We start from the raw sequence: 25,925 nt of genomic DNA, 5'->3' as shown, positions 1-25,925 counted from the left end.
GCTCATTAAAAGGTAATATTAGCTCCTATTGAGAGTGCTTTCTGATTAGGATAGCCCCAGGTACCATTGGGTATCCATGAATTGTTGGGACCAACTTCCGGATCGTAGTTCATCAGTTTTGTCCAGGTAAGAATATTTTGTCCGGACACATAAATCCTGGCGCTCTGAATTTTAATACGGCTCATAACAGCCGATGGAATAGTATAAGAAAGCGTAGCGCTCTTCAACCGAAGGTAACTGGAACTACCCATCCAGAAAGAGGATCGTTGCTCATTATTTACTGTTGGCGAAGACGTTAAACGTGGAAATTTAGCATTGGTATTTTCCGGGGTCCAGTAGTCAAAATTCTGAACATAAGGAAGCATGGTTTCCCAGAAAGGCATGATAGAAGAGCCGTGATAATACCAATTGGTTTTAGCCGTACCCTGGAACAGCAGATCCAATGCAAAGCCCTTATATTTCACTCCCGGAGAAAACCCATAGATAATTCCCGGAACTGCTGTTGGATCGCCAATTACGGTTAGATCATCATTATTGATCTGGCCATCTTTATTAAGATCTTCATACCTGATATCGCCCGGTTGTACTGCTCCCCAGGGTTGTGTGGCTATTCCCGGCTTTAAAGCGCCGCTGCCATCAAAATCGTCTGCCTGGAAATATCCTAAGGCATGATATCCGAATTGCGTTCCTAAAGGTCTGCCGGTTAGCCGCCGGTTAGGGTTATTATAAGTGGTGGGACCTTCAAAAATCTGTAGCATTTTGTTTCTGGCGTAAGTCATATTAGCGCCCAATGATACCTGCAGATCCCTGGAAAAATCATATACCGAACTGATCGTAAAATCAAAACCACGGTTTTCCATTATACCCGCATTTACCTGGCTAAGTCCAACCCCATATTCAGCAGGCACAATCACATCAGGCGTAAGTAGCATGTTGGATCTTTTTTCATAGAAATAATCTATTTCAAAATTCAATAACCCCTGCCATAAGTTGGCTTCCAGGCCGATATCTGTTTTTTTGGCCCGCTCCCATGTAATAGCGGGGTTAGGCTCTGCTCTTTCGCGGATTCCCTGAACGGCATTGCCGCCCAAAATGTAATTAGTGCCCAATACGTCATAGGTGCTCATATACTGGAAAGGACTACCGGCAAGAGCCCCTACTTCACCATAAGAAGCTCTTACTTTCAGGTTGTCGAGCCAGTTGAACTTATTCTTCAAAAAGTTTTCTTCTGATAAGCGCCAGCCCACAGAAAAGGCAGGGAAGAAACCCCAACGTTTGTCCGGAGCGAAATAATAGCTTCCGTCATAGCGACCGCTTGCTTCCACCAGGTATTTCTGCGCATAGTTATAAGCAACCCTGTATACCAGGCCCGCCTGCCTTGCAGTGCTGGAAGCGCCGCCTGTAGACATGTCGGATGCGCTGGAGCTACCCATATTAATTTCATCAATGGTTAAATTAAAATTCCTTCTTGATGCAGCGAGGCTTGCCAGATCATTGGCTTTCGCTTCAAACAAGCCCAGCACCCCTATATTATGTTTTCCAAAAGAGCCGTCGTAGTTAAACCCGGCCTGATAGGTGAGCTGTGTTGCAAAATCTATGTTTTGGCTGAGTGAAGGCTTGGTTTGCCCCCAGATACCATCATTGATAACATAAGGCGTTTGCGACTTATCAAGGCTTGCTTTGTGCACAGGCAGGGTCCATAATTTACGTGATGTGTACGTAGGATCGTATGCGATGGTTCCCCTTAATTTTAAGCCCGGAACAAAAGGTATTTTCTGCTCAACGGATAGTTGCGAATACAGCGCGTTGATATTGTACTTATCGTATCCGCTGTTGAAAAGGCTTCCGGTAAGGAATGTTCCCGGCATACCGTTGCTGAAATATAAAGGCCCGTATAACGGGTGCAGGTAGCCGACCAGCTCAAAAATACGACCGGTAGATACAGCGGGGAAGTTGCTGTTTTGATTGCGTCCGTTCAGGTTAAACGAAACCGAAGTAGTGGACGTTACCTGGGCATCCAGGTTCAAAGTAAGATTAAAACGGCGTGTATTGGTTATACCGGAAGACTTCCACATACCGTCCTGGTGCATATAGCCGAGCGCCGCGTAATACTTTACTCTTTCCGAACCGCCTGAAATCTCAACATTGTGCTGTGTTATTAATGCATTTTTATTGGTGATGGTACCCCATATATCGTTATGTGTCGGGTATGCGTCTGGGTCAGAGCCGTCCTGGAATTTTTGCAATTCTTCCGCAGTATAGGCTGCAGGTAACCCTTCATTGGCAGCGGCCGCATTTCTTAATGTAGCATACTGGAATGAATTTACAAAATCGGGCAATACCACGGGGTTCTGAAACCCTACATAACCGTTATAGGTAAGCGATGGCGCGCCGGTCTTACCTTTTTTGGTAGTAACCAGTATTACACCATTAGCTCCCGCAACACCGTAAGGCGCTACAGCAGCGGCATCTTTTAACACCGTAAATGTTTCTATTGCATTAGGATCCAGGTGTTGAAACGATCTTGGAATACCGTCAACAATCAGCAGCGGCTGGTTGGCTCCTGTGGAAGACACGCCCCTGATGTAAATATTGGAACCGTCGTATCCCGGTTCGCCTGAACCCTGCTTTACAATAACGCCAGACACTCTTCCGCCTAAGCCATTACTTAAATTGGCAATAGGCACAGAAGCGATTTCTTTCCCTTTCATAGTGGATACCGCCGCAGTTAAAGACGTTTTCCTTTGCGTTCCATACCCTACTATTACCACATCGTCCAGCACATTGCCTGCCGATGCCTTCAAAACAATAGTGAGCTGGTTTTGGTTACCCACTTTTCTTGTTTGTGTTTCATACCCTGTATGGGAAATAACAAGCGTTTGTCCGCTCGAAACATTTAAGGTAAACACACCAGCTTCATTTGTGGTGGTACCCTGTTGTGTTTCCTGAATGATAACAGATACATCTGCCAAAGCAGTTTCACCATCTGTAATTTTACCTGTAAGCGTAAAACCGGTTTGCGCAATAACAGCTCTTCCTAGAAGGAGAGCAACAAACAGCATAAGAACTGTTTTTCCTGAAGCGGGGAATGGTAATGATTTTAATTTCATAGCAATTATTTTGTGTATTTAGCTTAAAACAGCATCCGGTTCTAAAGTGTACCGGTTCTATGTTACAAAAATATTTGTTGAGCAAACAGTATTATTACACCATCTTGCTTATTCCGTATCCTATCTTGTGTTTCTTTTGAAGCCAGGTTGCCGTTTTCCCTTTTCTCGTCATGGCGCACAACCGTATATTCATGCAATGATAATAATGAAGTAAAAGGATATGCTATATGAGCGGTATAGTCATTATATTATTATGATATAAAAGGTAGAATAAAACACATCAGATACCATTGCATTATACGTGCAGGCATCCAGGCAAAGCGGGTTATTATCTTATTTTGCGCATTTACTGTCCTATTTTGTCGTACAATATGTTAAATAATAAAAAAATAATACAAATTACTATATATTTAAAAAATGAAACCGCACTATAAGCCCATACCGTCCGAATCAAAGTTATTCAAAGTAGAATTTCAAAAAAACACTAAAGAGTTTTACTATCCTTGGCACTATCATTCGGAACTGGAGCTGGCCTTTATCCTGAGCGGTAAAGGAGTAAGATACGTAGGTAATTCTATTGAAAATTTTTACGAGGAGGAGCTTGTTTTGCTGGGCTCTAACTTACCGCACACCTGGAATACTACTGCAGACCAGGAACAGCCCGTAACCGCTATTGTTATTTATCTGAAAGAAGAATTTTTTGATAAATCATGGATGCAAAGCATAGAATTTGAATCCATCCGGAATTTAGCCGTATCAATGAACAAGGGTATTAAGGTTGACAACGGGGTAGTTATGGCATTAAAGCAAAAATTCTTCAACCTCCTTAACGCGTCGCCATTTGATAAGCTGATGATACTGCTGCAGATATTGCAGGATCTGGCCCATAACTCCGCGTTCAGGTTTTTATGTGAACAGGAATTTACCGGTGACCTGAATGATACCGACAAAACACGCATCAACGCCGTTTACAATTATATTCAAACGCATTACCAGGAGCAGGTTTCCCTTGCCGATATCGCATCAAAGCTAAACATGAGTGAAGAATATTTCTCCCGGTATTTCAGTAAAACCATGAAAAAGCCCTTCTTTGAATTTTTAAATGAATACAAAATCAACAGGGCCTGTAAACTACTTATTGAAACCGATAAGCAAATAAGTGAAATATGTTATGCTTCCGGATTTGAAAGCATTCCTTTTTTCTACAGGCAGTTTAAAAAATTCAAAGACTGCCAGCCCAAAACTTACCGCATGAACTATCAGAAGGTGTCTTTGTATCAACCGGTATAACTACCATGTAAAATTATTTAAATACAATGTTATTCCAACAAACCTGGTTCAAAAGTCAATACCCGCTGCTGTATGAAGTAATTATGTTTGTACACTATTATGTTCTCCGGAGATTCAGGTCTTCCCAAAAAAGTATTACCACACCGGATACATCTCTCTTACTTAAAAATATCATCACTTATATATCCCGCGTTCGTGTAAGGTCTTAAATAAACGGTATCCTTATTCATATTCCTCATCCAAAGTTCATTATCGTCTAATTCTTCAGGCGGATACTGAGATGTGTTGCAGCGCATGGCATCCCTGGCAATTTTGTTTTCCTGTTCGCTGCACCATATCCGTATAGGCAAGTACTTTTTCTCTACTGATTTATAACCCCGGTGATAATCCATTGATATTTCTGACTTATACGGTGGCTCATCTCTCCAGTGTTCGGTTGGTATCGCAGTATAAAATAATTTTCCAAAATGGGATGACTGCCCTGACTGGAAAATTTCAGTAACCACCGCCCCAACCATCCTGTGATCAGGATGGCCCGAGCCGCCCTCTGCTCCCCAGGTGATAACGATATCCGGCTTATAGATCGTAATAATACTGTCTAATCTTTTTCTTAAAATGGAAAGCGCATTACGATTGGTCAATTTGCCGTCTCCCAAGCCAAGCATGATCGGCGGATTTATACCCAGTGTTTTGCATGTACATTCTGTTTCCCGCGCCCGCACACGGGCAAGCGAATCTCCTGCAGGAATTTTAGCGTGATCGCGAACACCCATATCTCCATTGGTAGCGATCGTTAAATACACCTTATGCCCCTGCAATGCAAGTTTGGTAAGTAAAGGGCTAACGTCAATCTCATCATCGGGATGTGCAAACACTGCCATTATAGTTTTGACTGATGCGCTGTTTTCTACTGTAGATTCTAAAGATGATTTTTGTTCGTTGCTACAGCTAAACAATAAAACAGAGGCCGCTAAAAAAAAATAATTGCTCATTGGTATTGCTTATGCGTTGATCCATAAAATTAAATGCATTCACACATCAACTGTTAATCAATTTGGATAAAGTAGTAACCTATTTTGTACAAAATAAGATAATGAACAGTTGAAATAGATGAAAAAAAGATTTTACATTACTTGTACATTTGGCGATATGGAGTTACGGGTACTTTTTTACATAATGATTATTGCTGCATTGAGTGGGATTGATTGTAACCCCGGGAAAAGCAGCCGTACTGCCAGCTCATCCCCCGTAACAGTTACCGGCGATTTTGATTCAGGCAGCATTGATACTTTATGGGAATCAAAACCGAATTTCCTCACCGGTTGGCCCATTCACTGGAAACAAAAGAGCAGCAGCGATAATCAGTATTATTGGTTTTATTTCAAGCTCAATAATGTGGCTGGCAAAGACATTACTATTAAACTTGATAGTCTGGCGGGTATTTACAGAGGTGGTCCGCACCTCATTTATACCAAAGGCACCCAGCCTGTTTATTCCTATGACCAGAAAAACTGGCAGAGAATAAGCAATGTTCGGTATGATGACAAACTTCATTCGCTTACTTTTCGTAATACCTTTGCAGCAGATTCCGTGTGGGTGGCTTATGCGCACCCCTTCTCTTACAGCCAGGGATTGGCGTTGATTGATTCCATTGCCGGTAAACCATTTTTAACTATTGAAACTTTAGGCACAACGCAACAGGGCAGAAACATTCACTTACTAACGGTTACGGATACAGCTATCTCTGATGTTGAAAAGAAAACAGTGTTTATTACAACACTGCAACACCCCGGTGAATACTGTGGCGGGTACGTAGTATCAGGACTTCTTAACTTCCTGCTCTCAGATGATGAAAATGCCGCTATTGCAAGAAAAACGACAGTATATAAGATCATCCCGATGATGAATCCCGATGGTATCTTTCATGGCATAACAAGGTTCAATGGCAACTATGAAGACCTGAACCAGGAATGGGACGATGATTTTACCGATACCCTTCATCTGCCTGTTGAACCGGAAGTAGCTTGTGTAAAAGAATGGATACGCGGCTGGCTAAATTCAGGGCGACATATTGACCTCGGTCTCGATATTCACAGCCAGGGACAACAGGGCTCAATGAACCTGCTGCATACGCCCGAAAGCATGTTAGCTGACCTTACACCACATTTCAATAACTACTGGCCCGTAGAATACATTCCTATGGAATTTCCCGGATCGCTGAACAATTGCCTGGCAAAGGAGTTTCATATTCCTTCGGGTACTTTTGAAATACCGCAATCAGGAATTAAAAATGAAGCATATCTCACCATAGACGATTATTACAATTACGGAAAAGGTATCGCGCTGGGGATTACAGATTATTTTTTAAAAAGTAAATGACAAATGTTTGAACATTTCACGCAAAGGAGCAAAGACCGCAAAGAAAATGACATTGCGTGCGCTGACCCGCTGCAAACGCCGCGTGAAATTTTTATGAGGAAACACATATCAAATTCATAAACCTTAGCATGAAGCAGATCATATTCTCTATATTCCCATTACTGTTCCATTCATTTGCATTTTCGCAGGCATTGGGCACCGATCCCGAAAAAGGCATGGGCACTTATAAAAACCGCATTTTTTTTAATCTTGAAAGATATTGGGACAGTACTAAAGTTTGTTCAAACCCGCACAAAGGATGGAGCGTTCATTATTTCAGCAATAGTATATCGAACTACGGAAACCGCCTGGCGCCCCACGATTCCCTGCCCGACTTTCCGGGACTGAATGATATTTATTTCAGGCTGGCATGGAGCTATCTCGAACCTAAAGAAGGCGTTTATAACTGGACATTGATAGATACTCTTATTCAAAAATGGGTAAAGTGGGGGCATACGGTTTCCTTTCGCATTACCTGTAAAGAAACGAATATTGTATACGCCACTCCCGAATGGGTGAGGCTTGCAGGCGCCAAAGGCAACTTCATCAATCACCCCGATCTTAAAACAAAAGCATGGGCGCCGGATTACGATAACCCTGTGTTTTTACAGAAGTTGAACAATTTTCACAAAGCATTTTCGGAACGCTACGATGGCAAACCCTGGGTGGAATATATTGATATCGGCAGCCTGGGCGATTGGGGCGAAGCGCATACCGCATATTCCGGCTTTAAGGATATTCCGGCAGAAATACTGAAACTGCATATTGACCTGTATAAACGCTGGTATAAAAAAACCACCCTTATCATCAGCGATGACGCCATAGGACAACGGGATACCGATGACGGCTCGGATTATATTATATTCGACTATGCACTAAAAAACGGCATTGGGTTCAGAGATGACAGCGGGAATGTGCAATGGTATAAAACTCTCGGGTTTGGACCGGCGTGCATTCGTACGCCTGAGCTTTTTTCTGCTACCTATAAAAAGATCCCCGTGGTGCTTGAGTCTGATCATTACGGGGATGTTGTTAAAGGCAATATGTGGAACAATGGTGAAGGCTTGCTGAAAGCCATATACGAAACGCATGCTTCGCTTGTGGGGTTTCATTATTATCCCCGTGAATGGCTTAGTGAAAACTATGAGTACGCAAAAAAGATAACAAATATTGCCGGCTACTGGTATTTTCCAAAATTCGCCATGCTGCCGGATACCCTCCGTAAAAACAGTGAGCGCAATTATTTGCGGCTTACCTGGGAGAATCACGGCGTGGCGCCGGCCTATCATAAGTTCATTTTATCTGTGGCATTGATCAGTAAGCAAAACGGAAAAAGATTCGTGCAAGACCTGACAGGATCTGACTGCCGCAACTGGCTGCCGGGAGAGATAATTGCCGAGCATCACCCATTAACGGTAGATAAGAACATGCAACCCGGCGTTTACGACATAGCTATAGGGCTACGGGACGAATGCGGCTTTCATAACAAAGCTATTGAGCTGCCCATAAAAGACAGCAGGAAACTACCGGGAGGATTTTATAAGATAGGAGAAATTGTAATAAACTAACTTAACTTAAATATTTTTTCAACACATAGGCGCAATAAGATCATAGGAAAACACGGGGTTAAATTAAAAAAATGAAGCAATCTATATTATCAAAATGACTGAAAATATGCCTCAGCAAACACTGTATTCAGATATACTCCGCGATAACCTGGATTATACCCTGTTTTCATGGAGTAAGCAAAAAGGAATTAATCCTATACTGGTGGAGAAAGGACAAGGTGTTTATTTTTATGACTATGAAGGGAAAAAATACCTTGATTTTTCATCCGGGTTAATGAATGTCAATATTGGGCACGGGCACCCGCGGGTTGCCGCTGCGGTGTTACAGCAAATGAACCAGGTGAGCTATGTTACACCGTCTTGCGCTACAAAAGCCCGCGGTAACCTCGGCAATAAGCTGGCTGAAATTGCACCGCCGGGAATAAGCAAAACCTTATTTACTACAGGTGGTGCAGAATCCATCGAAAATGCCATTAAGTTAGCAAGGCTGTATGCAGGCAAACATAAAATTTTGGCCCGGTACCGTGCTTTTCATGGCGCTTCTTATGGTGCCATGAGCGCAGGCGGAGATCCGAGAAAAATACCGCACGACAGTCAACAGGTTGGAAATATCGTTCATTTGGAAGATCCTTACTGCTATCGCTGTCCATGGTCGCAACCAGGACCTGATTTATGTGGACGGGAATGCGTAACTCACATTGAGCGTGTAATACAGTTTGAAGGTCCTGAAACGATCGCAGCCATTATTATGGAGGGAGAAAGCGGCACTTCGGGTTGTATCAAATATCCCGAGGGATACCTGATGCAGGTAAGAGCGCTCTGCGACAAATATGACATCCTGTTTATTGCAGATGAAGTAATGAGTGGCTTTGGAAGAACCGGTGATTGGTTTGGCGTAAATGTTCATGATGTGATCCCTGATATGATTGCTACGGCAAAAGGAATAACGGCAGGTTATTTACCGCTTGGAGCGCTGATGGTGAGCGATAAAATTGCTGCCCGGTTTGATGATCAGGTATTATGGCTTGGGCTAACCTATTCCGCACACCCGGTTTGTTGCGCTGCGGCGCTGGAAGTATTAAAAATTTATGAAGACGAAAACATGATTTCTAACGCGGCAGAGATGGGAAAGTATATTGACAGGCGTGTAAAGGAAATGCAATCCGTTCACCCCAGCATCGGTGATTTTAGAAATACCGGTTTGCTCGGTTGTATTGAGCTGGTTAAGAACCGTATTACAAAAGAGCCAATGGCTCCATATAATGCAAAACCATCAGAAATGACTATAATGAATGAGGTATCCACCTGTCTGAGAAAACTCGGCATGTATACTTTTGTACGGTGGAATTATATTTTTATCGCCCCGCCGCTTTGTATTACTGCTGAACAAATTGATGAAGGATTGAGCATTATTGCTGAAGCGCTGAAAATTGCAGACAGGCATTGTTATGCATAAATTTATTGCAACTGGCGTCATTTATAAAAGTCATATAATTCCATTAACCTGTCTTTACGCCCGGAAAGAAAGCTACACAACAAATCATTATCATAACCGGAAACCACGCATAAAAAATGCAGCGCCATTAGCACCGTTGTTGGCGGTGTTAAGGCATTTGCCCATGGCCTCACCAACAATAGAACTGAATTATCTATTCTATTGTTAGCAAGTTGCTGGTATGTCCGCGCGCTATTATTTTACCGCTTCAAACGGGTTGGATGCCTGGTCTGTCCAGCGGTACAATTGAAGATTGCAATATTGCTTTTTATTTTCCGTAGTCCCGTTTTGAGAGATATAGAAATAGCCGTTACTCAGCGAATGCATGCCGGTAGCGCCCCATGCATAATGCCACCCGTATATACCGCTTTGCTCATCATATATACCGGCTTTTGCCAGTTGCAACACTTTGCCCTTCTCACTGTTATCAAACCCTTTTAATGCCTGCAGCTCCGCGCTTTCGGAGCCGTTTATTGCAAACAGGCTATAATTGGGGAAGCCTGGTTTTTTCCCGGGATAAACGGCAGCAAACCAATACCCGGTGTTCGCATCATATTCTAAATTTTGAATACCATACGTTGTATTTCCGGTGTAAAGGAAATATTTGTTAAGAGGTTTGTCCGGCCCGGTTACATTAAAACGGCTTTGCGAAAGGGGGCGTTCGTGCTGCTGTAAGCTGTTTACATCGTATTGCAAAATTACCTGGTAATCGTTGTCGGTGCGTGAGGTATCACCATATATGCCATAAGCGAGGTTCAGTAAGTTCTTTCCCTGCTTTTGTCCAAACTGAGGGCCGAAAGCAATACCGTCAATACCACTGCATCCATAGCGGTGTTTTGTTTGCTTTCCCCTGTTCGTTACCATTGTGTTATAATCGTCAACCACTTCTTTTAAATAAACAGTGCTGATAATATTGCTTTCTTCAGCATTCATGCCCGGCCGGGTTATTTTTTCTCCATCAAAAATGGCGATATAGAAAGAATTTTCTTCATTGTCGCCTGATGTCAATTTGTTTCCCAATCCCTGTAAAATCCCTTTCCCTATTTTATCATTTTTATACTCCAGCGAGGCATAAATACGTCCGTCTCCGGGATTTATATCTAAGCAGCCCAGGTGCCCCAGGAAGCCATCCACACTCCCGATGACCTCTCCCTTTAAGTTGGTCTTTACCAGGCTTGTTGTAAACGAAAAATAAGCATACCCGCGTTTGGTATCAACAGCAACGCCCTGTACATGAAAATTACCATCTTCGATGTAGATGTTATGAGGAAGACTGTTTATGGAAAACTGTTCATTATTGTTACCGGCTTGCTGACCTTTCTGAAAAGCATTACAACCCCATAAAGCAAAGAGCAATAAGCATAATGTCAGGTTATTTCGGATTTTCATACACATTGGTTAAGATTGCTCATTTGTTGTTTCAATAAATGTATAATATAAATGTTCATTTTTTCACTCCATTTTTTGCGTGTAATTGCTTTTCTGTTTGATCAGGCGCCTTAGTCAGGACGGAAAGTGATTTGAAATAAATATAAAAAAAGCGACAGGCTATACAAACCGGTCGCTGAAAAATCAGGGAAAGCAGGAAACTGTTTACCTGTTAATAAGGATCTGCCTTGAACGTACAGGCTGATTTCCTTCAAGCACCTGCAATACATAGGTACCTGCGCTAAGATGCTTATTCAGCTTCAGCTCTGCTATTTTACTGTTTGCACTCACTTCCTGCTGTTCAATTATTTTACCGGTAATGGTAAGCAGCCGGAGCGTAAGTTTGTTTTGCACTGCCCTGTCTAATTCAACACGTATTATATTTCCTGCCACGGGATTGGGAGAAACAACAAAATTTCTTTCTTCCGTAAACCGAACACTCAAAACATCGGAATACAATGTTTTCTCACCGGTTTCCGTATAAGCTAACCGGTAATAGTTTACACCCGGAAGCGGGGATTCATCTTTAAAACCATAGCTGCTGGAAATACCATTGGTTCCTGAAGGATAATACAAGGTACCTATTGTGGTAAAATCTGCGCCATTACCGCTGCGTTGTATATTAAACCGGCTTTCCTTGTCCATGCCCGCATTCCATGTTAGCTGAACACTCCTGTCTTTTTTTACTGCCCTGAAATCGGTAAGCACAATGGGAAGAATGGTATTGAGACCGAATACTTCAAATTCATACAAAGAATAGCCATAGCCGGTATTACGGGTTATGCCGTGCATTCTTACATGCCGGCCGGAAACTGAAGGGTTTATAATTATATCATTAATATATTGGGTTGAGGTGTTACCGGTTATGGAAGCTGCAACCGACCAGTTCGTTCCATCGGGAGACACTTCAATATTAAAACTGTTTCCGTTCGCTACTTCCCAGTATAATTTCACTTCCGTTATTTCATATGATGCGCCGAGGTCTACAGCAATCCACTCATCATTATTATAAACGCTTGACCAGCGCCTGTATTCAACATTATTTCCATCACGCGCCTTTCCGTTAATAACATTTGTTCCTAACCCGTCAAAAGCCCAAACGGGAATATTATTGCCATTTTCATTTGAAGACGAAGTGCCTGTTTTAAGATAAGCCAGGTTTACTACCGGAACACTAACGGCCGGTGTACCGTACACTTCAAGCTCATATAAAGAAAAACCCCAGGCTGTTCCCCGCACCAACCCATGCATCCTTATAAACCGGCCGGAGAAACTGCTGATATCCATTGTATTGTTCAGGCTGATATTGCCTGTTATACCTGCTGCAACTGTCCAGCCAAGCGCATCGTCCGAAACTTCAATATTAAAATCGCGGCCTAATGCTGTTTCCCAAAATAATTTTACTTCGGTAAAGTCGTACTGCTGACCCAGGTCAATATAGATCCATTGATTGTCTGCATAGGTACTCGCCCAGCGGGTGCCATAATTTCCATCCGTAACATTTACCGGCAACAATGCGCCGCTTTCATCTGAGGAAGAATAAGCGTTCTTTCCTAATGCAATATTGGTTTGCGCCGTTGTGGTACCGGCCAATAAAAGTGAAATAAAGAACAAAAAAAATAAAGGGTAAATTTTTAGTGTCATAAACGTTAAAGTTTGGTTAGTGAGAAGACAAGCACAATTGTTTTATAAGTGTATTTTATTATTTAAATACAAGTATATACCTATAAAAATAACATAATTTAACATACATTAAGTGTAAATACTTAAATTTTTTAGTACTTACCAATTAATTAATATGATACTTTAAAAGAAAGGCGATAAAGCCAAAAACTCAGAAAAATGGCAGAAAATATTTTGATAATATATAAGCGTAAGGCATAATAGGAAATAAGCGCTATACTAAATATTAGGGTTAATTTTGCGGTCTCTTTAAAGTCATCATTATGCGTAATATTAACATTGGACTGGTTCAAATGAGCTGCACAGCAAATAAGGCGGAGAACCTGGAAAAAGCCATCACAAAAATCCGTGAAGCGGCTCAAAAAGGAGCGCAGATCGTATGCCTGCAGGAATTATTTACTTCGCTTTATTTCTGCGATGAGGAGCAATATGAAAACTTTAAGCTGGCAGAACCCGTTCCCGGGCCTTCAACGGAAGCGCTGGGTAAAGTAGCCAAAGAAACCGGGGTAGTGATCATTGCATCTTTATTTGAAAAAAGAACGGAAGGGTTGTACCATAACACTACTGCTGTGCTTGATGCAGATGGAACTTACTTAGGTAAATACCGGAAGATGCATATTCCCGACGACCCGGCCTATTATGAAAAGTTTTACTTTACGCCCGGCGATCTTGGCTATAAAGCATTCAAAACAAAATTTGGCACTATTGGCGTATTGATCTGCTGGGATCAGTGGTATCCGGAAGCTGCACGCATAACGGCGCTTATGGGGGCCGAAATATTATTTTATCCCACAGCCATTGGATGGGCTGTTTCGCAGGATGAGGCCACCAACACCGAACAATACAATGCCTGGCAAACCATGCAGCGAAGTCATGCTGTAGCCAACGGCGTGCACGTGGTAAGCGTGAACAGAACAGGTTTTGAGCAAAACGGTGCGATGCAATTCTGGGGCGGATCATTTGTTGCCAACCCCTTTGGTACCATATTATACCAGGCAGCTCATGATCAGGAAGAAGTGCATGTAATTACACTCGATACGGCAAAAACCGACCAGTACCGTACGCATTGGCCTTTTTTGCGCGACCGAAGAATTGACAGCTATCAGCCTATAACAAAAAGATATATAGATGAGGATTAATTTCCGGGAAGATAAATGACACTATTTCCTTATTGTAAACAGCATCAAAAAAATAAAATTGGATTTCATATATACCCCACTGTATTCATTAAACGCCGAATCATCCGGATTTTCTAATATCCATGACGCCGGCCCGGAAGCGCCGGGACTTCCATTTTTTAAAACACCCGGAAAGCTGGGCTACTATTTTCCGGCAGAGTTTGCGCCACACAGCGGCACCTGGTTAAGCTGGCCGCATAAAGAAGCATCGTGGCCGGGAAAAATAAATGACATTTATCCTTATTATGCCCAATTTATTAAAGCAGTAAGCGAGGGAGAAAAAGTAAACATTAATGTAAATGACGAAGCCATGAAGTCATTTGCCATTAAATGTCTTGAAGAGGCAGATGTTGATATCAGCAAAATAGCCTTTTTCATGCATCCTACCAATGATGCCTGGTGCAGGGATCACGGGCCGGCATTTCTTATCAATCCAAAAGCAGATCATAAAAAGATAATTGTTGACTGGGGCTATAACGCATGGGGCAACAAATATCCGCCTTTCAATTTAGATGATATTATTCCAACCTTAATAGCCAACGAATATAACATCCCGGTATTCCATCCCGGCATTGTAATGGAAGGTGGCTCGGTTGAGTTTAACGGTGCGGGCACACTGCTCACCTCCACAGCCTGCCTGCTCAACCCTAACCGTAATCCACAGCTTAACCAGCAGCAAATTGAAGCCTATTTACGCCACTACTATGGGGTTGAACAAATTTTATGGGTGAGCGAGGGCATTGTGGGTGATGATACCGACGGACATATTGATGATACCGTACGCTTTGTAAATGAAGACACGGTGCTTACGGTTGTGGAAGAAAATAAATCAGACGAAAACTATGCACTCCTGCAAACCAACCTGAAGGAGTTGAAGCAAATGCGCCTGCTCAATGGCAAACAACTTAATATTATTGAGCTGCCTATGCCCGATGCAGTGGTTTATGAAGACCAGCGCCTGCCGGCATCGTATGCCAATTTTTATATCGCCAATGCCGCGGTTATCGTTCCAACCTACCGGTGCAGACAGGATGATATAGCCCTGCAGCTTATCGGGGATTGCTTCCCCGACCGAAAGGTAGTAGGCATAGACTCAACTGATCTTATATGGGGGTTAGGAAGCTTTCACTGCCTGAGCCAGCAGGAACCGTTGGTGTAGGAAGTTTGTAGTTTGGATCACAGGGTGAAAGTGAGAAAGTGAGTGGTCAGTAGTGAATAGTCAGGGCTACCCTACACCCCTATACCTTACACCTTACACCTTACACCCTCTACCCTGAAACCCGTTTTACCAAAACTTTAAGCACTAAGCAGCCTCATTTACCGTTCATAAAAAGCATTGTTTGTAATTTCGTTATCTTACATTATCACGCATGAAAAGCATATTTCCATATTTTTTTTTATTGTGCACAGTCAGTACCGGCCTTAGCGCTTTTTCCCAAACCAGTAAAAGCAGCTTTCTTACAGAAATGGCTGTGCGTGAAGACTCCATGAAGGCTTATGCTTTTGATATTGTAAATGCCCGTGAAGCAGCAGAACGGTTCCGCGCCGACAGTATTTTTACCCGTATGCTGGTAAGAGCGTTAAAAGAAAAGCATTCTTTTTCCTACCCTTTTGATTCCCTTCAAACCATATCCCGGCTATATGCGCCCGACAGCAGCTTCCGCATTTTTACCTGGCAACTGGTGCAGGATGAAACAACGTTTCGCAGGCATGGCGCCATACAAATGAATACAGCAGACGGTTCTCTGGCATTATATCCGCTCCTTGACAAAACACAGCTTGTGGAAGACATCCAAAATGCCATTACGAACAACGAAGAATGGGTTGGCGCCATTTATTACAAAATTATTCAAACCTCCTACCAGAACAAAAAATTTTACACGCTCTTAGGCTACGATGAAAACAGCTTCAGAAGCACAAAAAAACGTATTGAGGTGCTCACCTTCAATAATGGCAAACCCGTTTTCGGAGGTCCTTTCTTTAGCTTTGAAAAGGATAGCTTGCATAAACCTGTCCAGGCAAGGTTTTCAATAGAATATAAAAAAGATGGAAATGCCAGTATAAAGTATGATGAGGAATTAGATATTATTATATTTGACCACCTGATCTCGGAAAACAACCAACCCACAAAAAAATATACCTACATACCCGACGGGGATTACGAAGGCTTTAAATGGGAAAGCGGGAAATGGGTGCACATAGATAAAGTATTTACTTTTAAGCTGGAGGATGGCCAGGCGCCTGTTGAAAGACCGGTGCGTGAGGGTAAGCTGGATATAACACCTGCTCCGGGAAAACGAAAAAACAGATAGCCCATACCGTTATACGCATTGCTTTTCCCTGGAATATTTTCATGTTACGATACCCGGTAGTTCAGATGCCGGCCATCTGTGCAACTGCTTTGGCGGCTATCCACCCGCTTGTCCAGGCATGCTGAAAATTAAACCCTCCGGTAATGCCATCTACATTCATCATTTCGCCGGCGAAGAATAAGCCGGGATGCTTTTTACTTTGCATGGTGTTTACCTCTATCGCTGATACATCTATCCCCCCACAGGTAACAAACTCCTCTTTGAAAGTGGTTTTTCCTTTTACTTCAAACGGTGCGGCAGTAAGGAGCTGTATTAATGTATTTTGCTGCTTTGTGAGCAATTCGCTCCAGCGCTGCGTTTCGGCAACATTACTTTGCTGAAGCAGGTAGTGCCATAAGCGGGCGGGTAATGCAAACGGATTACGCAGGTATATTTTGTTTGCACCATATTGCTGCCGCCACACCACCCACTCCCCGCGCAGTTGCTGCTCCGAATATCCGGGCACCCAGTTTACAAGCAGTGTAAAGTGATACTGCTTTGCCGCCAGCTCTTTTGCTCCCCAGGCGCTTAACCGCAATATACAGGGCCCGCTCATACCCCAATGGGTTATCAGCAACGGGCCTTCCGCTATTAGCTTTGTTTCCGCAACTTTAACGATCGCTTTTTCTACGCTTACACCCATTAGGCCGGTGATGCTGTTGCCCGGCATATTAAAGGTAAATAAGGAAGGAACGGGTGGTTCAATATGATGTCCGGTGAACTGCAGCCAGTTGTACTGCGATGCTTTGGGATATCCTCCACAGGCTAAACATACAAAATCAGCCTCCAGGAATCCCGTATCCGAAAAATAAATACGAAATCTTTTCTGCCCTGCATCAGGCATCCGCTGTTCATCATCGGGCATGCTGATCTCCTTTACCGCTACATTCATACGTATATCAACGCCGTAATGGCTGGCTTCCTTCATTAAACATTCAATAATGGTTTCCGAACGGTTTGTTACGGGAAACATCCGCCCATCCTTTTCCGCTTTGAGCGCTACTCCCCTCTCTTCAAACCATTTAATCGTATCGGTTGTAAAAAAATGATGAAACGCTTTCTTTACAAACCGGGCTCCCCGGGGATAATTCTTTATCATCTCTGCTATTTCAAAACAATGATGTGTAACATTGCACCTTCCTCCCCCGCTTACGCTTACCTTTGACAATAGTTTGCCGCTCTTCTCCAGCAGGGTTACTTTTAAAGCCCGGTTCATTCTGGCCGCATTTACCGCGGTAAAAAAACCGGCTGCCCCGCCGCCAATTACAACCAAATGTTTTTGCTTCATTTATTTTTACCTAATTTAACCCCGTCCATTTTAAAAATTAAAGCTAAGGCTACTTTGTTTTACTATTGCATAAAATTGCTTGCCCGGTGCAGTTTATTATTCTTTCTCAGAAGGAAAATCATATGTGGGTTTCCGCTGCATACCCTCAAAGGACCGGCAATCATTGCGTCCAATCACCCTAACTCCATGCTGGATGCTGTTGTTATTGCCTGCCAGTGCAGGCAACCGGTGCATTTTACGATCAGGAGTGATATGTTCAACAATCCCGTCTTCCGGTTTTTATTAAAAGGCTTAAACGGCATACCGGTTTACCGGGCATCTGAAGAAAAAGAAAAATTAAGAGAAAATTTCAACAGTATTGATCTTTGCAGGAACATATTAAAAAAGAACGGGATCATTATTGTTTTTTCGGAAGGCATCACCGTGCACGACTGGAAGCTAAAACCGCTAAAAAACGGAACAGCCAGAATTGTACAACACGCGCTGCTTGATCCGCAATTGGTACAAACGCTTCAGGTGGTGCCCGCTGGATTAACCTATAGCGATTATGAACATCCGGCTAAAACGATTATTATACAAACCGGGGAAATCTTTTATCCCGGACGACTCCGGCACATGGATCATACCGGTGCGTGGAAACAGGCATTTAACGCACAGTTGTTTCAAGAGCTCCGTTCACTTATTCCGGCCCTTGAAACGGATAACAGAGAAGCCATAAACATCTGGCAAACCCTTATTACCAATATAACGTATAAGGGTAACCGCAATACCTTTATTAAACATATTCATTACCAGGCAGGCGTTTTATCGGCAGCAGCTTTTGAAACTACCCTGCGCCACAAATTAAAAAGGTATTTTTTGCCCGCGCATCGTACCGGCTATTACAGAAGCTACCCTGCAGCAGTGATGCTTTGTATACCGGCACTGGCAGGGTTCATACTAAACAGCCCTTTTTACTTCCCGGTAAATAGTTTTGTAAGAACAAAAACAAAAAACACGATCTTTTATGATGCGCTCCTTTTTGGATTGCTTACCATGCTTTACCCGTTATATATTCTGTTGGCTTCTGTATTATTGGCTTATTTTACCGGCATACTCCTGACGTTATGGATTGTAGCCATTCCTTTCTGTGGCTGGTGCACTGTACAGTTTTGGGTGTATACGCTTAAAATTAAAAATCATCTTACCCTTACACCTTCAGAGAGAAAATATATGCAAACGTTCATTACCGGAATGGAATTTAATAATAAGAAGCGTCAAGGTAGGGGTTCGCCCGCTCATTAGCCTCTATTTCAGCAAAGGACGACAGTATGTGGGGTTTGTTTTTTTGCACGCAAACCGTATGTTCGTAATGCGCAGCAGGTTTACCATCCTTTGTTTTTACCGTCCAGCCGTCTTCCTCATAATATACTTCTTTTTTCCCCATATTAATCATGGGCTCAATGGCTATCACCAGTCCTTCCTTCATTTTTAAACCCGTTCCCCCTTTGCCATAGTTAGGCACCTGCGGATCTTCATGCAGTTGTTTACCCAATCCGTGCCCCACAAGCTCGCGTACAACCCCGTAGCCATACTTTCTTTCCGTATGTTCCTGAACGGCATAAGATATATCGCCTACCCTGTTACCCGCAATGGCTTTTTCCACACCTTTATATAAAGATTCTTTTGTAACCCTAAGCAGTTGCTTCGCATCATCAGCAAGGGCTGCCAAAGCAAATGTATAAGCGCTGTCGCCATGATACCCGTTCATAAATACCCCTACATCAACAGATACGATATCACCCTCCTTTAACGCTTCGTTATTGGGAAATCCGTGCACTACGGCATCATTTACGGAGATACAGCAAGTAAAAGGAAAGCCTTTGTAGTTTTTAAAAGATGGGATGGCTCCGTTATCACGAATAAATTTTTCTGCCAGTATATCTGCCTGTAAAGTAGTAACACCCGGCTTTAAAAAGTTAGCCACCTCGGCTAAGGTGGCGCTAACCAATAAACAACTTTTCCGGATTAATTCAATCTCATCATTCGTCTTATAGTAAACCATTTTTTATATCGAAACGGGTGATGTGGTCTGCCTTCCCTGCAAGCGTCCGCTTTTCATTAATCCATCGTACTGGCGCATCAGCAAATGGGTTTCAATTTGCTGGAGCGTATCCAATATTACAGCCACCATAATTAAAAGAGATGTTCCTCCAAAGAACGATGCGAATAATGGCGTAACCCCGGTTCTTTGAATAAGGCCAGGTAATATACCGGCAATAGCGAGGAAAAATGCACCGGGCAAAGTAATTCTATCCATAATTTGCCCTATATAATCGGCGGTAGGCTGACCGGGCTTTACACCCGGAATGAACCCGTTGCTTTGTTTTAAGCTATCTGAAACCTGTTTAGGGTTAAATATCAATGCAGTGTAAAGGAAAGTGAAAGCAATTACCATTACGCCATATACAACCATATACCACGTATTGCTGGGATCAGAAAATATCCTGGCAATACCCTGCCCGCTTTCAAATGAAGAAAAGGAAATGAGCGTAGGCAGGAACATGATTGCCTGGGCAAAAATGATAGGCATTACACCGGCTGCATTTACCTTTAAGGGAAGAAACTGCCTTGCTCCCGTAAACTGCCGGTTTCCTACTATTTGCTTGGCGTAATTGATAGGTATCTTTCTTACCCCCTGCACCAGGATAACCAGCCCAAGTATAACGGTTATAAGCACCGCAATTTCAATAAGGAAAAAAATCAAACCACCGCCGCCTCTCACCTGTTTTGCGGCAAACTCCTGGAACAATGCCTCAGGTAATCTTGCCAAAATTCCTACCATGATAATGATGGAAGTACCATTACCCAAACCCTTGTCCTGAATTTTTTCTCCCAGCCACATTACAAATAAAGTACCTGAAGTAAGCAGCACTACCGTTGATATCCAAAAATAAGGCTGGTAAGATTCAATAAGCGCATCGCGGTTTTGATTGGTAAGATAGGCTACAAATGTACCCGCCTGCAATAAAGTTACGGCTGCAGTAAGGTAACGGGTCCACTGATTGATTTTTTTTCTCCCGGTATCGCCTTCCTTCTGAATTTTCTGCATTTTAGGAACCATGATGGTCATCAATTGCATGAAAATGGATGCCGATATGTAAGGCATGATGCCTAAGGCAAGAATAGAGGCATTTGAAAATGCACCGCCTGCAAAAGTATCAAACAGTCCCAGTAAACCCTGGCTGGCTTTATGTGAAAACTCCGAAAGTTTATTGGGATCAATACCTGGTAAAACAATGTGTGTGCCAAAACGATATATCAATAACAGCAGTAAGGTTACCAATATCTTGTCTCTCAGTTCTTCAATAGTCCAGATATTCTTCAGTGTCTGAATGAATTTCTTCACGAATTGTGCGTTTTAGTTTGAGCGCCAAATGGAAAATAACCCATTTAAAATGCGTTATGCAAGGTAAGAAAATTTACTTTACTATTTCTACAGATCCGCCAACAGCTTCAATAGCAGCTTTAGCTTTTTCGCTAACTGCATCTACCTTAAAACTGAGCTTGCTTTTTAATTCGCCATTACCTAAAATCTTAACCTTTTCACTTTTCTTTATCAGCCCGTTCACATACAGGTTTTCAACCGAAACTTCCTGCAAATCATACTTTGCCGATAATTGTTCAATTTGACCAAGGTTAAATACTGCGTATTCAACGCGATGAGGGTTTTTAAAGCCCCGTTTCGGCAACCGGCGCTGGATGGGCATCTGTCCGCCTTCGTGCGCCATCTTGCTTTTATAGCCGGTTCTTGCCTGCTGGCCTTTATTACCTTTTGTTGAAGTGCCGCCATGCCCTGAAGCTTCCCCGCGGCCTAAACGTTTGTCTTTATGTGTGGCGCCTTTTGCGGGCCGTAACTGATGCAGTTTCATCCGTATATTTTTAATTTTTTATATTTTTGTCGGATGGAACGCCCTTTATATTTTCCCCTGTGCGGAAAAAATCATATGGGCGTTTCATGTTTATCTTTTTTACTCAACGCCCGGAAAACATTCGGGCTCGCTTTTAATAATTTGAAATTTCAAATTTGAAATTTGAAATTACTGAGCTTCCTCTACTTTTACCAGGTGATTTACTTTGTTCACCATGCCCAGTATTTGCGGGGTTGCTTCTACTTCTACAGTAGCATTTAATTTTTTCAATCCCAGCGCAGCCATTGTTTTTTTCTGACGCTCAGACCTGTCAATAATGCTTTTAACCTGTGTAATTTTGATCTTTGCCATGATTAATTATCCGTTGAAAACTTTTTTAAGTGGAATTCTTCTGTCTTTAGAAACGGCTATGGGTTCACGCAGCAGCGACAATGCCTTAAAAGTAGCTTTTACCACATTATGAGGATTGGCGGAACCTAAAGATTTAGCCAGCACGTCTGTAAGACCGGCGCTTTCCAGTACGGCACGCATGCTTCCACCGGCAATTACACCGGTACCATGGGCAGCAGGCTTGATCAGTACTTTGGCGGCGCCTTCTTTTGACCACTGATCATGCGGAATGGTTCCCTTCATTACAGGTACCCTGATCAGGTTTTTCTTCGCATCGTCAATACCCTTGGCAATAGCCTGCTGTACTTCCTTTGCTTTTCCCAAACCATGTCCCACCACGCCGTTTTCATTACCTACCACAACCAGTGCAGAAAAGCTGAATGCCCGTCCGCCCTTGGTTGTTTTAACCACACGGTTAATAGCAACCACTTTTTCCTTGAACTCGATGTCGCCGGCTTTTACCTTGTTTAAACTTACTTTTGACATTATAAACTTGTTATTGGTAATTATAATTTCACTTATCAAAAAATCAGAATTGTAATCCGCCTTCCCGTGCGCCGTCGGCAACTGCCTTAATACGGCCATGGTATAAATAGCCGCCGCGATCAAACACAACAGTATTAATTCCAAGCGCCGCTGCTTTTGTGGCAATTGTTTTTCCTACCAGGCTGCTCAGTATCACTTTCGGTGATTTTTGCGCTTTGATATCTTTATCCTTTGTAGAGGCAGATGCAAGGGTAACGCCGTTCTCATCGTCTATCAATTGCGCATACGTATCCGTGTTGCTTCTGAAAACAGATAACCTTGGTCTTTGTGCTGTGCCAGATACCGTTTTGCGAATATTGTATCTGATCTTTTGTCTCCTGATAACTTTAGCGTCCATTTTTCTTTTATTTTTTGTCCGGTGTTGCCGGATCCAATGTTCAAATTATTTACCAGCGGCTTTACCAGCTTTACGGCGAAGCTGCTCACCTGCATACTTCACACCTTTTCCTTTATACGGTTCAGGCTTACGCAGGCTCCGTATTTTTGCCGCTACCTGTCCTACCAATTGTTTATCTATACCTTCCAGCGAAATAGTGGGGTTCTGCCCTTTTTCCTGTGCGGTACTAACTTTTAATTCTTTAGGTACTTCAAAAACAATGTTATGTGAAAAGCCTAAAGATAAATCGAGCAGGTTGCCCTGGTTGGAGGCCTTAAAACCTACCCCCACCAGCTCCAGGTTCTTTTTATATCCTTCGGTTACCCCCTTAACAAGGTTGGCGGTAATTGCACGGTATAAACCATGCAATGCACGGTGGCGAATCTGGTCGGTTGGACGTAAAAAATTAACCTCCCCGTTTTTCACTTCCACTTTAATATCACGGTCAACCGGTTGCTTCAGCTCACCCTTTGGACCTTTTACAGTTACTACATTATCATCACCAACGACAACCGTAACACCTGCAGGAACTACAACGGGTTGTTTACCTATACGAGACATGTTATTTTGAGATTTAAAATTTAAAATTTGATATTCTATCCGGTTGAAAGTGTTCAGTTCCGTATAGAGAACTTAAATTATCAGTCAGCCTTTTTATTATAAAGTACCCCCCGCCAGAGGCACATTTTATATTAGCAAATATAACAAAGCACCTCTCCGCCCACGTTCTGCGACTTAGCCTGCTTATCGGTCATAACGCCCTTTGATGTACTTACGATTGCAATGCCCAGTCCGTTCATTACCCTTTTAAAGTCTGTTGGCTTGGAATACTGGCGCAGCCCCGGCCGGCTTACTCTTTCAAGCGACCTGATTGCAGGCTGTTTTGTCTGTGTATCGTACTTTAAGGCAATCTTAATAACCCCCTGTTTATTATCTTCCTCAAATTTATATTTGAGAATGTAACCCTGATCATACAGTATTTCAGTAATACGTTTTTTAAGGTTAGAAGCAGGAATTTCCACAATACGGTGGCCCGCCATCTGCGCATTACGCACCCTGGTCAGGAAATCTGCAATAGGATCTGTTACCATTTTTATGAATTAATCAGTTCAAAATTATTTTTTTCAGGGCAGACGGATTTCAAATTTGAAATCTCAAATTCTACCAACTTGCTTTTTTAACACCCGGTATAATACCATTTAAAGCCATATCGCGAAAAGCAATTCTCGACAATCCGAAATAACGGATATATCCCCGCGGACGGCCGGATACCTGGCAGCGGTTCTTTAAACGCACTTTTGAGGAATTCCGGGGCAACGCGTCAAGCGCTTTCCAGTCACCTGCAGCTTTTAGTACAGCGCGCTTTTCGGCGTATTGCTCAACCAGTCGCTCTCTTTTTCTTTGCCTGGCTTTTACTGACTCTTTTGCCATAATTAATCTTTTTTAGCATTTTTAAAAGGCATTCCTAATTCTTTCAGCAATTCATAAGCCTCTTCATTTGTAGCGGCTGATGTTACGAAAGTGATATCCATGCCTGTTATTTTATTTACCTTATCAATATCAATTTCCGGAAAGATGATCTGCTCGGTAACTCCCAGGGTATAATTACCACGCCCGTCGAAAGCTTTTTCACTAATTCCTTTAAAGTCACGCACACGGGGTAATGCCGCTGCAATAAGCCGGTCAAGAAATTCATACATCTTTACACCACGTAATGTTACTCTTGCACCAATGGGCACGCCCTTACGCAGCTTAAAGTTAGAGATATCCTTTTTTGATGTGGTAGATACCGCTTTCTGGCCGGTGATGGTTGCCAGCTCTTCTACCGCTATATCCACCAGCTTTTTATCGTTTACCGCGCCGTTCACACCGCGGTTCAAACAAATTTTTTCTAATTGCGGAACCTGCATCACGCTTTTATACGCAAAGCGTTTCATCAAAGCCGGTACAACATCTTTTTTGTACTTATCGGCCAATCTCGGAGTATATTTTGTTGTGCTCATGTTGTCAAAAATTTATTATGCTGCTATCATGTCAAATTCACAGCATCATTAAATGGTAGCGCCGGATTTTTTGGATACGCGAATTAATTTTCCGTTCTCCCTGGTACGTTTTACTTTAGCCCCTTCGCTTCCTTTGGCATCCCAAAGCTTAACGTTACTGATATGAATGGAGGCTTCCTTCTTCACCAAACCACCTTTGGTATTTTGCGCGGAAGGCTTGGTATGACGGGTAATAATGTTTGCGCCTTCCACCAGCACACGGGCCTCATCGGGAAATACTTCCAGCACTTTGCGCGGCTTTTTTACATCTTTATCGTCTCCGGCAATGATGACCACCGAATCGCCCTTTTTAACGTTAAACTTGGGTTTAAATCTTTTGCTCATTTTATTTAGCTTTTGGCTGTTAGCTCTCCGCTATCAGCCGGTTGGTTTATATAACATATTTGCTAATAGCTCATGGCTAATAGCCCATAGACCTTCCTATAATACTTCAGGCGCAAGGGAAATAATTTTCATATATCCTTTATCACGCAGTTCTCTTGCCACGGGCCCAAAAATACGGGTACCTCTGGGCTCATCAGCCTGGTTCAGCAATACCACCGCGTTATCATCGAAACGGATATAAGATCCGTCTTTACGCCGTAATTTGTTTTTGGTACGAACGATAACCGCTTTGGTAACCGTTCCTTTTTTAATACCGCCCGCAGGAATAGCATCTTTAACTGTTACAACAATCTTATCACCGATCTTCGCGTAATCCTGCCCGCTATTGCCCAGTACACGGATACACAGCACCTCTTTGGCGCCACTGTTATCTGCTACATTTAACCTGCTTTCTTGCTGAATCATCTTTTTAGTTATTTGAAATTTGATATTTGAAATTTGAAATT

Annotated in this window: 25 protein-coding genes; 8 read left to right on the top strand and 17 right to left on the bottom strand. The window is 42.7% G+C overall.

Going from position 1 to position 25,925, the window contains the following annotated elements; genetic code table 11:
- Positions 1 to 5 precede the first annotated feature (5 nt).
- A complete protein-coding gene (locus PLE34_RS14470) occupies positions 6 to 3,110 on the bottom strand; it encodes a SusC/RagA family TonB-linked outer membrane protein (RefSeq protein WP_324558098.1) in 3,105 nt (1,034 codons plus the stop codon).
- Positions 3,111 to 3,527: 417 nt separating this feature from the next.
- Here PLE34_RS14470 and PLE34_RS14465 point away from each other — a divergent pair, with 417 nt between their 5' ends.
- Positions 3,528 to 4,400, top strand: coding sequence for an AraC family transcriptional regulator (locus PLE34_RS14465; protein ID WP_324558096.1), 873 nt, complete (start codon positions 3,528 to 3,530; stop codon positions 4,398 to 4,400).
- A gap of 158 nt (positions 4,401 to 4,558) precedes the next feature.
- Here PLE34_RS14465 and PLE34_RS14460 read toward each other — a convergent pair whose 3' ends face one another.
- Positions 4,559 to 5,281: a PIG-L deacetylase family protein gene (locus PLE34_RS14460; protein WP_324558095.1), complete on the bottom strand. Its 723-nt coding sequence runs from the start codon at positions 5,279 to 5,281 to the stop codon at positions 4,559 to 4,561.
- 229 nt (positions 5,282 to 5,510) lie between these two features.
- Here PLE34_RS14460 and PLE34_RS14455 point away from each other — a divergent pair, with 229 nt between their 5' ends.
- The 3 genes from PLE34_RS14455 (at position 5,511) to PLE34_RS14445 (ending at position 9,842) form a co-directional block, all read left to right on the top strand.
- Positions 5,511 to 6,779, top strand: a complete 1,269-nt coding sequence (locus PLE34_RS14455; RefSeq protein WP_324558093.1) for a M14-type cytosolic carboxypeptidase — start codon at positions 5,511 to 5,513, stop codon at positions 6,777 to 6,779.
- Between the two features lie 128 nt (positions 6,780 to 6,907).
- The gene (locus tag PLE34_RS14450) at positions 6,908 to 8,386 is read left to right on the top strand and encodes a DUF4832 domain-containing protein (protein WP_324558091.1); all 1,479 of its coding nucleotides are present in this window, start codon (positions 6,908 to 6,910) and stop codon (positions 8,384 to 8,386) included.
- 106 nt (positions 8,387 to 8,492) lie between these two features.
- Entirely contained in the window at positions 8,493 to 9,842 is a 1,350-nt protein-coding gene (locus PLE34_RS14445; RefSeq protein ID WP_324558090.1) for an aminotransferase class III-fold pyridoxal phosphate-dependent enzyme, read from the top strand.
- A gap of 234 nt (positions 9,843 to 10,076) precedes the next feature.
- Here the strand turns inward: PLE34_RS14445 and PLE34_RS14440 are convergent, their stop codons facing one another.
- The gene (locus PLE34_RS14440) at positions 10,077 to 11,270 is read right to left on the bottom strand and encodes a hypothetical protein (protein WP_324558089.1); all 1,194 of its coding nucleotides are present in this window, start codon (positions 11,268 to 11,270) and stop codon (positions 10,077 to 10,079) included.
- 204 nt (positions 11,271 to 11,474) lie between these two features.
- Positions 11,475 to 12,953 carry a galactose-binding domain-containing protein gene (locus PLE34_RS14435; RefSeq protein WP_324558087.1) on the bottom strand — a complete coding sequence of 493 codons (1,479 nt, stop codon included), beginning with the start codon at positions 12,951 to 12,953 and terminating at the stop codon, positions 11,475 to 11,477.
- A 302-nt stretch (positions 12,954 to 13,255) separates the two neighbouring features.
- Between PLE34_RS14435 and PLE34_RS14430 the strand changes: the two genes are divergently transcribed.
- The 3 genes from PLE34_RS14430 to PLE34_RS14420 all read left to right on the top strand — a co-directional run bounded on the left by PLE34_RS14430 (position 13,256) and on the right by PLE34_RS14420 (position 16,482).
- Positions 13,256 to 14,131 (top strand): carbon-nitrogen hydrolase, encoded by an 876-nt coding sequence (locus PLE34_RS14430; RefSeq protein WP_324558086.1) that lies wholly within the window; start codon positions 13,256 to 13,258, stop codon positions 14,129 to 14,131.
- A gap of 58 nt (positions 14,132 to 14,189) precedes the next feature.
- Positions 14,190 to 15,329: an agmatine deiminase family protein gene (locus PLE34_RS14425; protein WP_324558084.1), complete on the top strand. Its 1,140-nt coding sequence runs from the start codon at positions 14,190 to 14,192 to the stop codon at positions 15,327 to 15,329.
- Between the two features lie 211 nt (positions 15,330 to 15,540).
- Positions 15,541 to 16,482, top strand: a complete 942-nt coding sequence (locus tag PLE34_RS14420) for a hypothetical protein (RefSeq protein ID WP_324558082.1) — start codon at positions 15,541 to 15,543, stop codon at positions 16,480 to 16,482.
- Between the two features lie 61 nt (positions 16,483 to 16,543).
- Here PLE34_RS14420 and PLE34_RS14415 read toward each other — a convergent pair whose 3' ends face one another.
- Positions 16,544 to 17,809, bottom strand: a complete 1,266-nt coding sequence (locus tag PLE34_RS14415) for a BaiN/RdsA family NAD(P)/FAD-dependent oxidoreductase (RefSeq protein WP_324558080.1) — start codon at positions 17,807 to 17,809, stop codon at positions 16,544 to 16,546.
- Between PLE34_RS14415 and PLE34_RS14410 the strand changes: the two genes are divergently transcribed.
- Positions 17,795 to 19,093: a 1-acyl-sn-glycerol-3-phosphate acyltransferase gene (locus tag PLE34_RS14410; protein ID WP_324558079.1), complete on the top strand. Its 1,299-nt coding sequence runs from the start codon at positions 17,795 to 17,797 to the stop codon at positions 19,091 to 19,093. The two genes, PLE34_RS14415 and PLE34_RS14410, sit on opposite strands and share 15 nt — an antisense overlap.
- On the opposite strand, the gene map is transcribed toward PLE34_RS14410, so the two are convergent.
- The 12 genes from map to rplN form a co-directional block, all read right to left on the bottom strand.
- Positions 19,050 to 19,853: a type I methionyl aminopeptidase gene (map, locus tag PLE34_RS14405; protein ID WP_324558077.1), complete on the bottom strand. Its 804-nt coding sequence runs from the start codon at positions 19,851 to 19,853 to the stop codon at positions 19,050 to 19,052. The genes PLE34_RS14410 and map overlap by 44 nt on opposite strands.
- A gap of 3 nt (positions 19,854 to 19,856) precedes the next feature.
- On the bottom strand, positions 19,857 to 21,197 hold the full coding sequence (secY, locus tag PLE34_RS14400; RefSeq protein ID WP_324558075.1) for a preprotein translocase subunit SecY: 1,341 nt from the start codon (positions 21,195 to 21,197) through the stop codon (positions 19,857 to 19,859).
- Between the two features lie 73 nt (positions 21,198 to 21,270).
- Positions 21,271 to 21,720 carry a 50S ribosomal protein L15 gene (gene rplO, locus PLE34_RS14395; protein WP_324558073.1) on the bottom strand — a complete coding sequence of 150 codons (450 nt, stop codon included), beginning with the start codon at positions 21,718 to 21,720 and terminating at the stop codon, positions 21,271 to 21,273.
- 168 nt (positions 21,721 to 21,888) lie between these two features.
- Complete coding sequence (rpmD, locus tag PLE34_RS14390) at positions 21,889 to 22,071, bottom strand: 50S ribosomal protein L30 (protein WP_324558071.1); 183 nt, start codon at positions 22,069 to 22,071, stop codon at positions 21,889 to 21,891.
- 6 nt (positions 22,072 to 22,077) lie between these two features.
- Entirely contained in the window at positions 22,078 to 22,596 is a 519-nt protein-coding gene (gene rpsE, locus PLE34_RS14385; protein WP_324558069.1) for a 30S ribosomal protein S5, read from the bottom strand.
- Positions 22,597 to 22,639: 43 nt separating this feature from the next.
- A complete protein-coding gene (rplR, locus tag PLE34_RS14380; RefSeq protein WP_324558068.1) occupies positions 22,640 to 22,993 on the bottom strand; it encodes a 50S ribosomal protein L18 in 354 nt (117 codons plus the stop codon).
- 45 nt (positions 22,994 to 23,038) lie between these two features.
- Complete coding sequence (gene rplF / locus PLE34_RS14375) at positions 23,039 to 23,593, bottom strand: 50S ribosomal protein L6 (protein WP_324558067.1); 555 nt, start codon at positions 23,591 to 23,593, stop codon at positions 23,039 to 23,041.
- A 131-nt stretch (positions 23,594 to 23,724) separates the two neighbouring features.
- On the bottom strand, positions 23,725 to 24,123 hold the full coding sequence (rpsH, locus tag PLE34_RS14370; RefSeq protein WP_324558065.1) for a 30S ribosomal protein S8: 399 nt from the start codon (positions 24,121 to 24,123) through the stop codon (positions 23,725 to 23,727).
- A gap of 70 nt (positions 24,124 to 24,193) precedes the next feature.
- The gene (gene rpsN / locus PLE34_RS14365) at positions 24,194 to 24,463 is read right to left on the bottom strand and encodes a 30S ribosomal protein S14 (RefSeq protein WP_152267160.1); all 270 of its coding nucleotides are present in this window, start codon (positions 24,461 to 24,463) and stop codon (positions 24,194 to 24,196) included.
- A gap of 2 nt (positions 24,464 to 24,465) precedes the next feature.
- The gene (rplE, locus tag PLE34_RS14360) at positions 24,466 to 25,035 is read right to left on the bottom strand and encodes a 50S ribosomal protein L5 (protein ID WP_324558062.1); all 570 of its coding nucleotides are present in this window, start codon (positions 25,033 to 25,035) and stop codon (positions 24,466 to 24,468) included.
- A 48-nt stretch (positions 25,036 to 25,083) separates the two neighbouring features.
- The gene (rplX, locus tag PLE34_RS14355) at positions 25,084 to 25,419 is read right to left on the bottom strand and encodes a 50S ribosomal protein L24 (RefSeq protein WP_324558061.1); all 336 of its coding nucleotides are present in this window, start codon (positions 25,417 to 25,419) and stop codon (positions 25,084 to 25,086) included.
- Positions 25,420 to 25,515: 96 nt separating this feature from the next.
- Positions 25,516 to 25,884, bottom strand: coding sequence for a 50S ribosomal protein L14 (gene rplN, locus PLE34_RS14350; RefSeq protein WP_116873575.1), 369 nt, complete (start codon positions 25,882 to 25,884; stop codon positions 25,516 to 25,518).
- Between the last annotated feature and the right edge of the window lie 41 nt (positions 25,885 to 25,925).

Source organism: Agriterribacter sp. (genome assembly GCF_035445465.1).
In the GTDB taxonomy this organism is placed as follows: Bacteria; Bacteroidota; Bacteroidia; order Chitinophagales; family Chitinophagaceae; genus Agriterribacter.
This window is presented reverse-complemented; position numbering and strand designations above follow the sequence as displayed.

Coding starts and splice junctions, on each gene's coding strand:
- PLE34_RS14470 (WP_324558098.1), bottom strand. CDS start 3,110: ATGAAATTAAAATCATTACCATTCCCCGCTTCAGGAAAAACAGTTCTT.
- PLE34_RS14465 (WP_324558096.1), top strand. CDS start 3,528: ATGAAACCGCACTATAAGCCCATACCGTCCGAATCAAAGTTATTCAAA.
- PLE34_RS14460 (WP_324558095.1), bottom strand. CDS start 5,281: ATGGCAGTGTTTGCACATCCCGATGATGAGATTGACGTTAGCCCTTTA.
- PLE34_RS14455 (WP_324558093.1), top strand. CDS start 5,511: ATGAAAAAAAGATTTTACATTACTTGTACATTTGGCGATATGGAGTTA.
- PLE34_RS14450 (WP_324558091.1), top strand. CDS start 6,908: ATGAAGCAGATCATATTCTCTATATTCCCATTACTGTTCCATTCATTT.
- PLE34_RS14445 (WP_324558090.1), top strand. CDS start 8,493: ATGCCTCAGCAAACACTGTATTCAGATATACTCCGCGATAACCTGGAT.
- PLE34_RS14440 (WP_324558089.1), bottom strand. CDS start 11,270: ATGAAAATCCGAAATAACCTGACATTATGCTTATTGCTCTTTGCTTTA.
- PLE34_RS14435 (WP_324558087.1), bottom strand. CDS start 12,953: ATGACACTAAAAATTTACCCTTTATTTTTTTTGTTCTTTATTTCACTT.
- PLE34_RS14430 (WP_324558086.1), top strand. CDS start 13,256: ATGCGTAATATTAACATTGGACTGGTTCAAATGAGCTGCACAGCAAAT.
- PLE34_RS14420 (WP_324558082.1), top strand. CDS start 15,541: ATGAAAAGCATATTTCCATATTTTTTTTTATTGTGCACAGTCAGTACC.
- PLE34_RS14410 (WP_324558079.1), top strand. CDS start 17,795: ATGTTTTTGCTTCATTTATTTTTACCTAATTTAACCCCGTCCATTTTA.
- PLE34_RS14415 (WP_324558080.1), bottom strand. CDS start 17,809: ATGAAGCAAAAACATTTGGTTGTAATTGGCGGCGGGGCAGCCGGTTTT.
- map (WP_324558077.1), bottom strand. CDS start 19,853: ATGGTTTACTATAAGACGAATGATGAGATTGAATTAATCCGGAAAAGT.
- rplO (WP_324558073.1), bottom strand. CDS start 21,720: ATGAAACTGCATCAGTTACGGCCCGCAAAAGGCGCCACACATAAAGAC.
- rpmD (WP_324558071.1), bottom strand. CDS start 22,071: ATGGCAAAGATCAAAATTACACAGGTTAAAAGCATTATTGACAGGTCT.
- rpsE (WP_324558069.1), bottom strand. CDS start 22,596: ATGTCAAAAGTAAGTTTAAACAAGGTAAAAGCCGGCGACATCGAGTTC.
- rplR (WP_324558068.1), bottom strand. CDS start 22,993: ATGGACGCTAAAGTTATCAGGAGACAAAAGATCAGATACAATATTCGC.
- rplF (WP_324558067.1), bottom strand. CDS start 23,593: ATGTCTCGTATAGGTAAACAACCCGTTGTAGTTCCTGCAGGTGTTACG.
- rpsH (WP_324558065.1), bottom strand. CDS start 24,123: ATGGTAACAGATCCTATTGCAGATTTCCTGACCAGGGTGCGTAATGCG.
- rpsN (WP_152267160.1), bottom strand. CDS start 24,463: ATGGCAAAAGAGTCAGTAAAAGCCAGGCAAAGAAAAAGAGAGCGACTG.
- rplE (WP_324558062.1), bottom strand. CDS start 25,035: ATGAGCACAACAAAATATACTCCGAGATTGGCCGATAAGTACAAAAAA.
- rplX (WP_324558061.1), bottom strand. CDS start 25,419: ATGAGCAAAAGATTTAAACCCAAGTTTAACGTTAAAAAGGGCGATTCG.
- rplN (WP_116873575.1), bottom strand. CDS start 25,884: ATGATTCAGCAAGAAAGCAGGTTAAATGTAGCAGATAACAGTGGCGCC.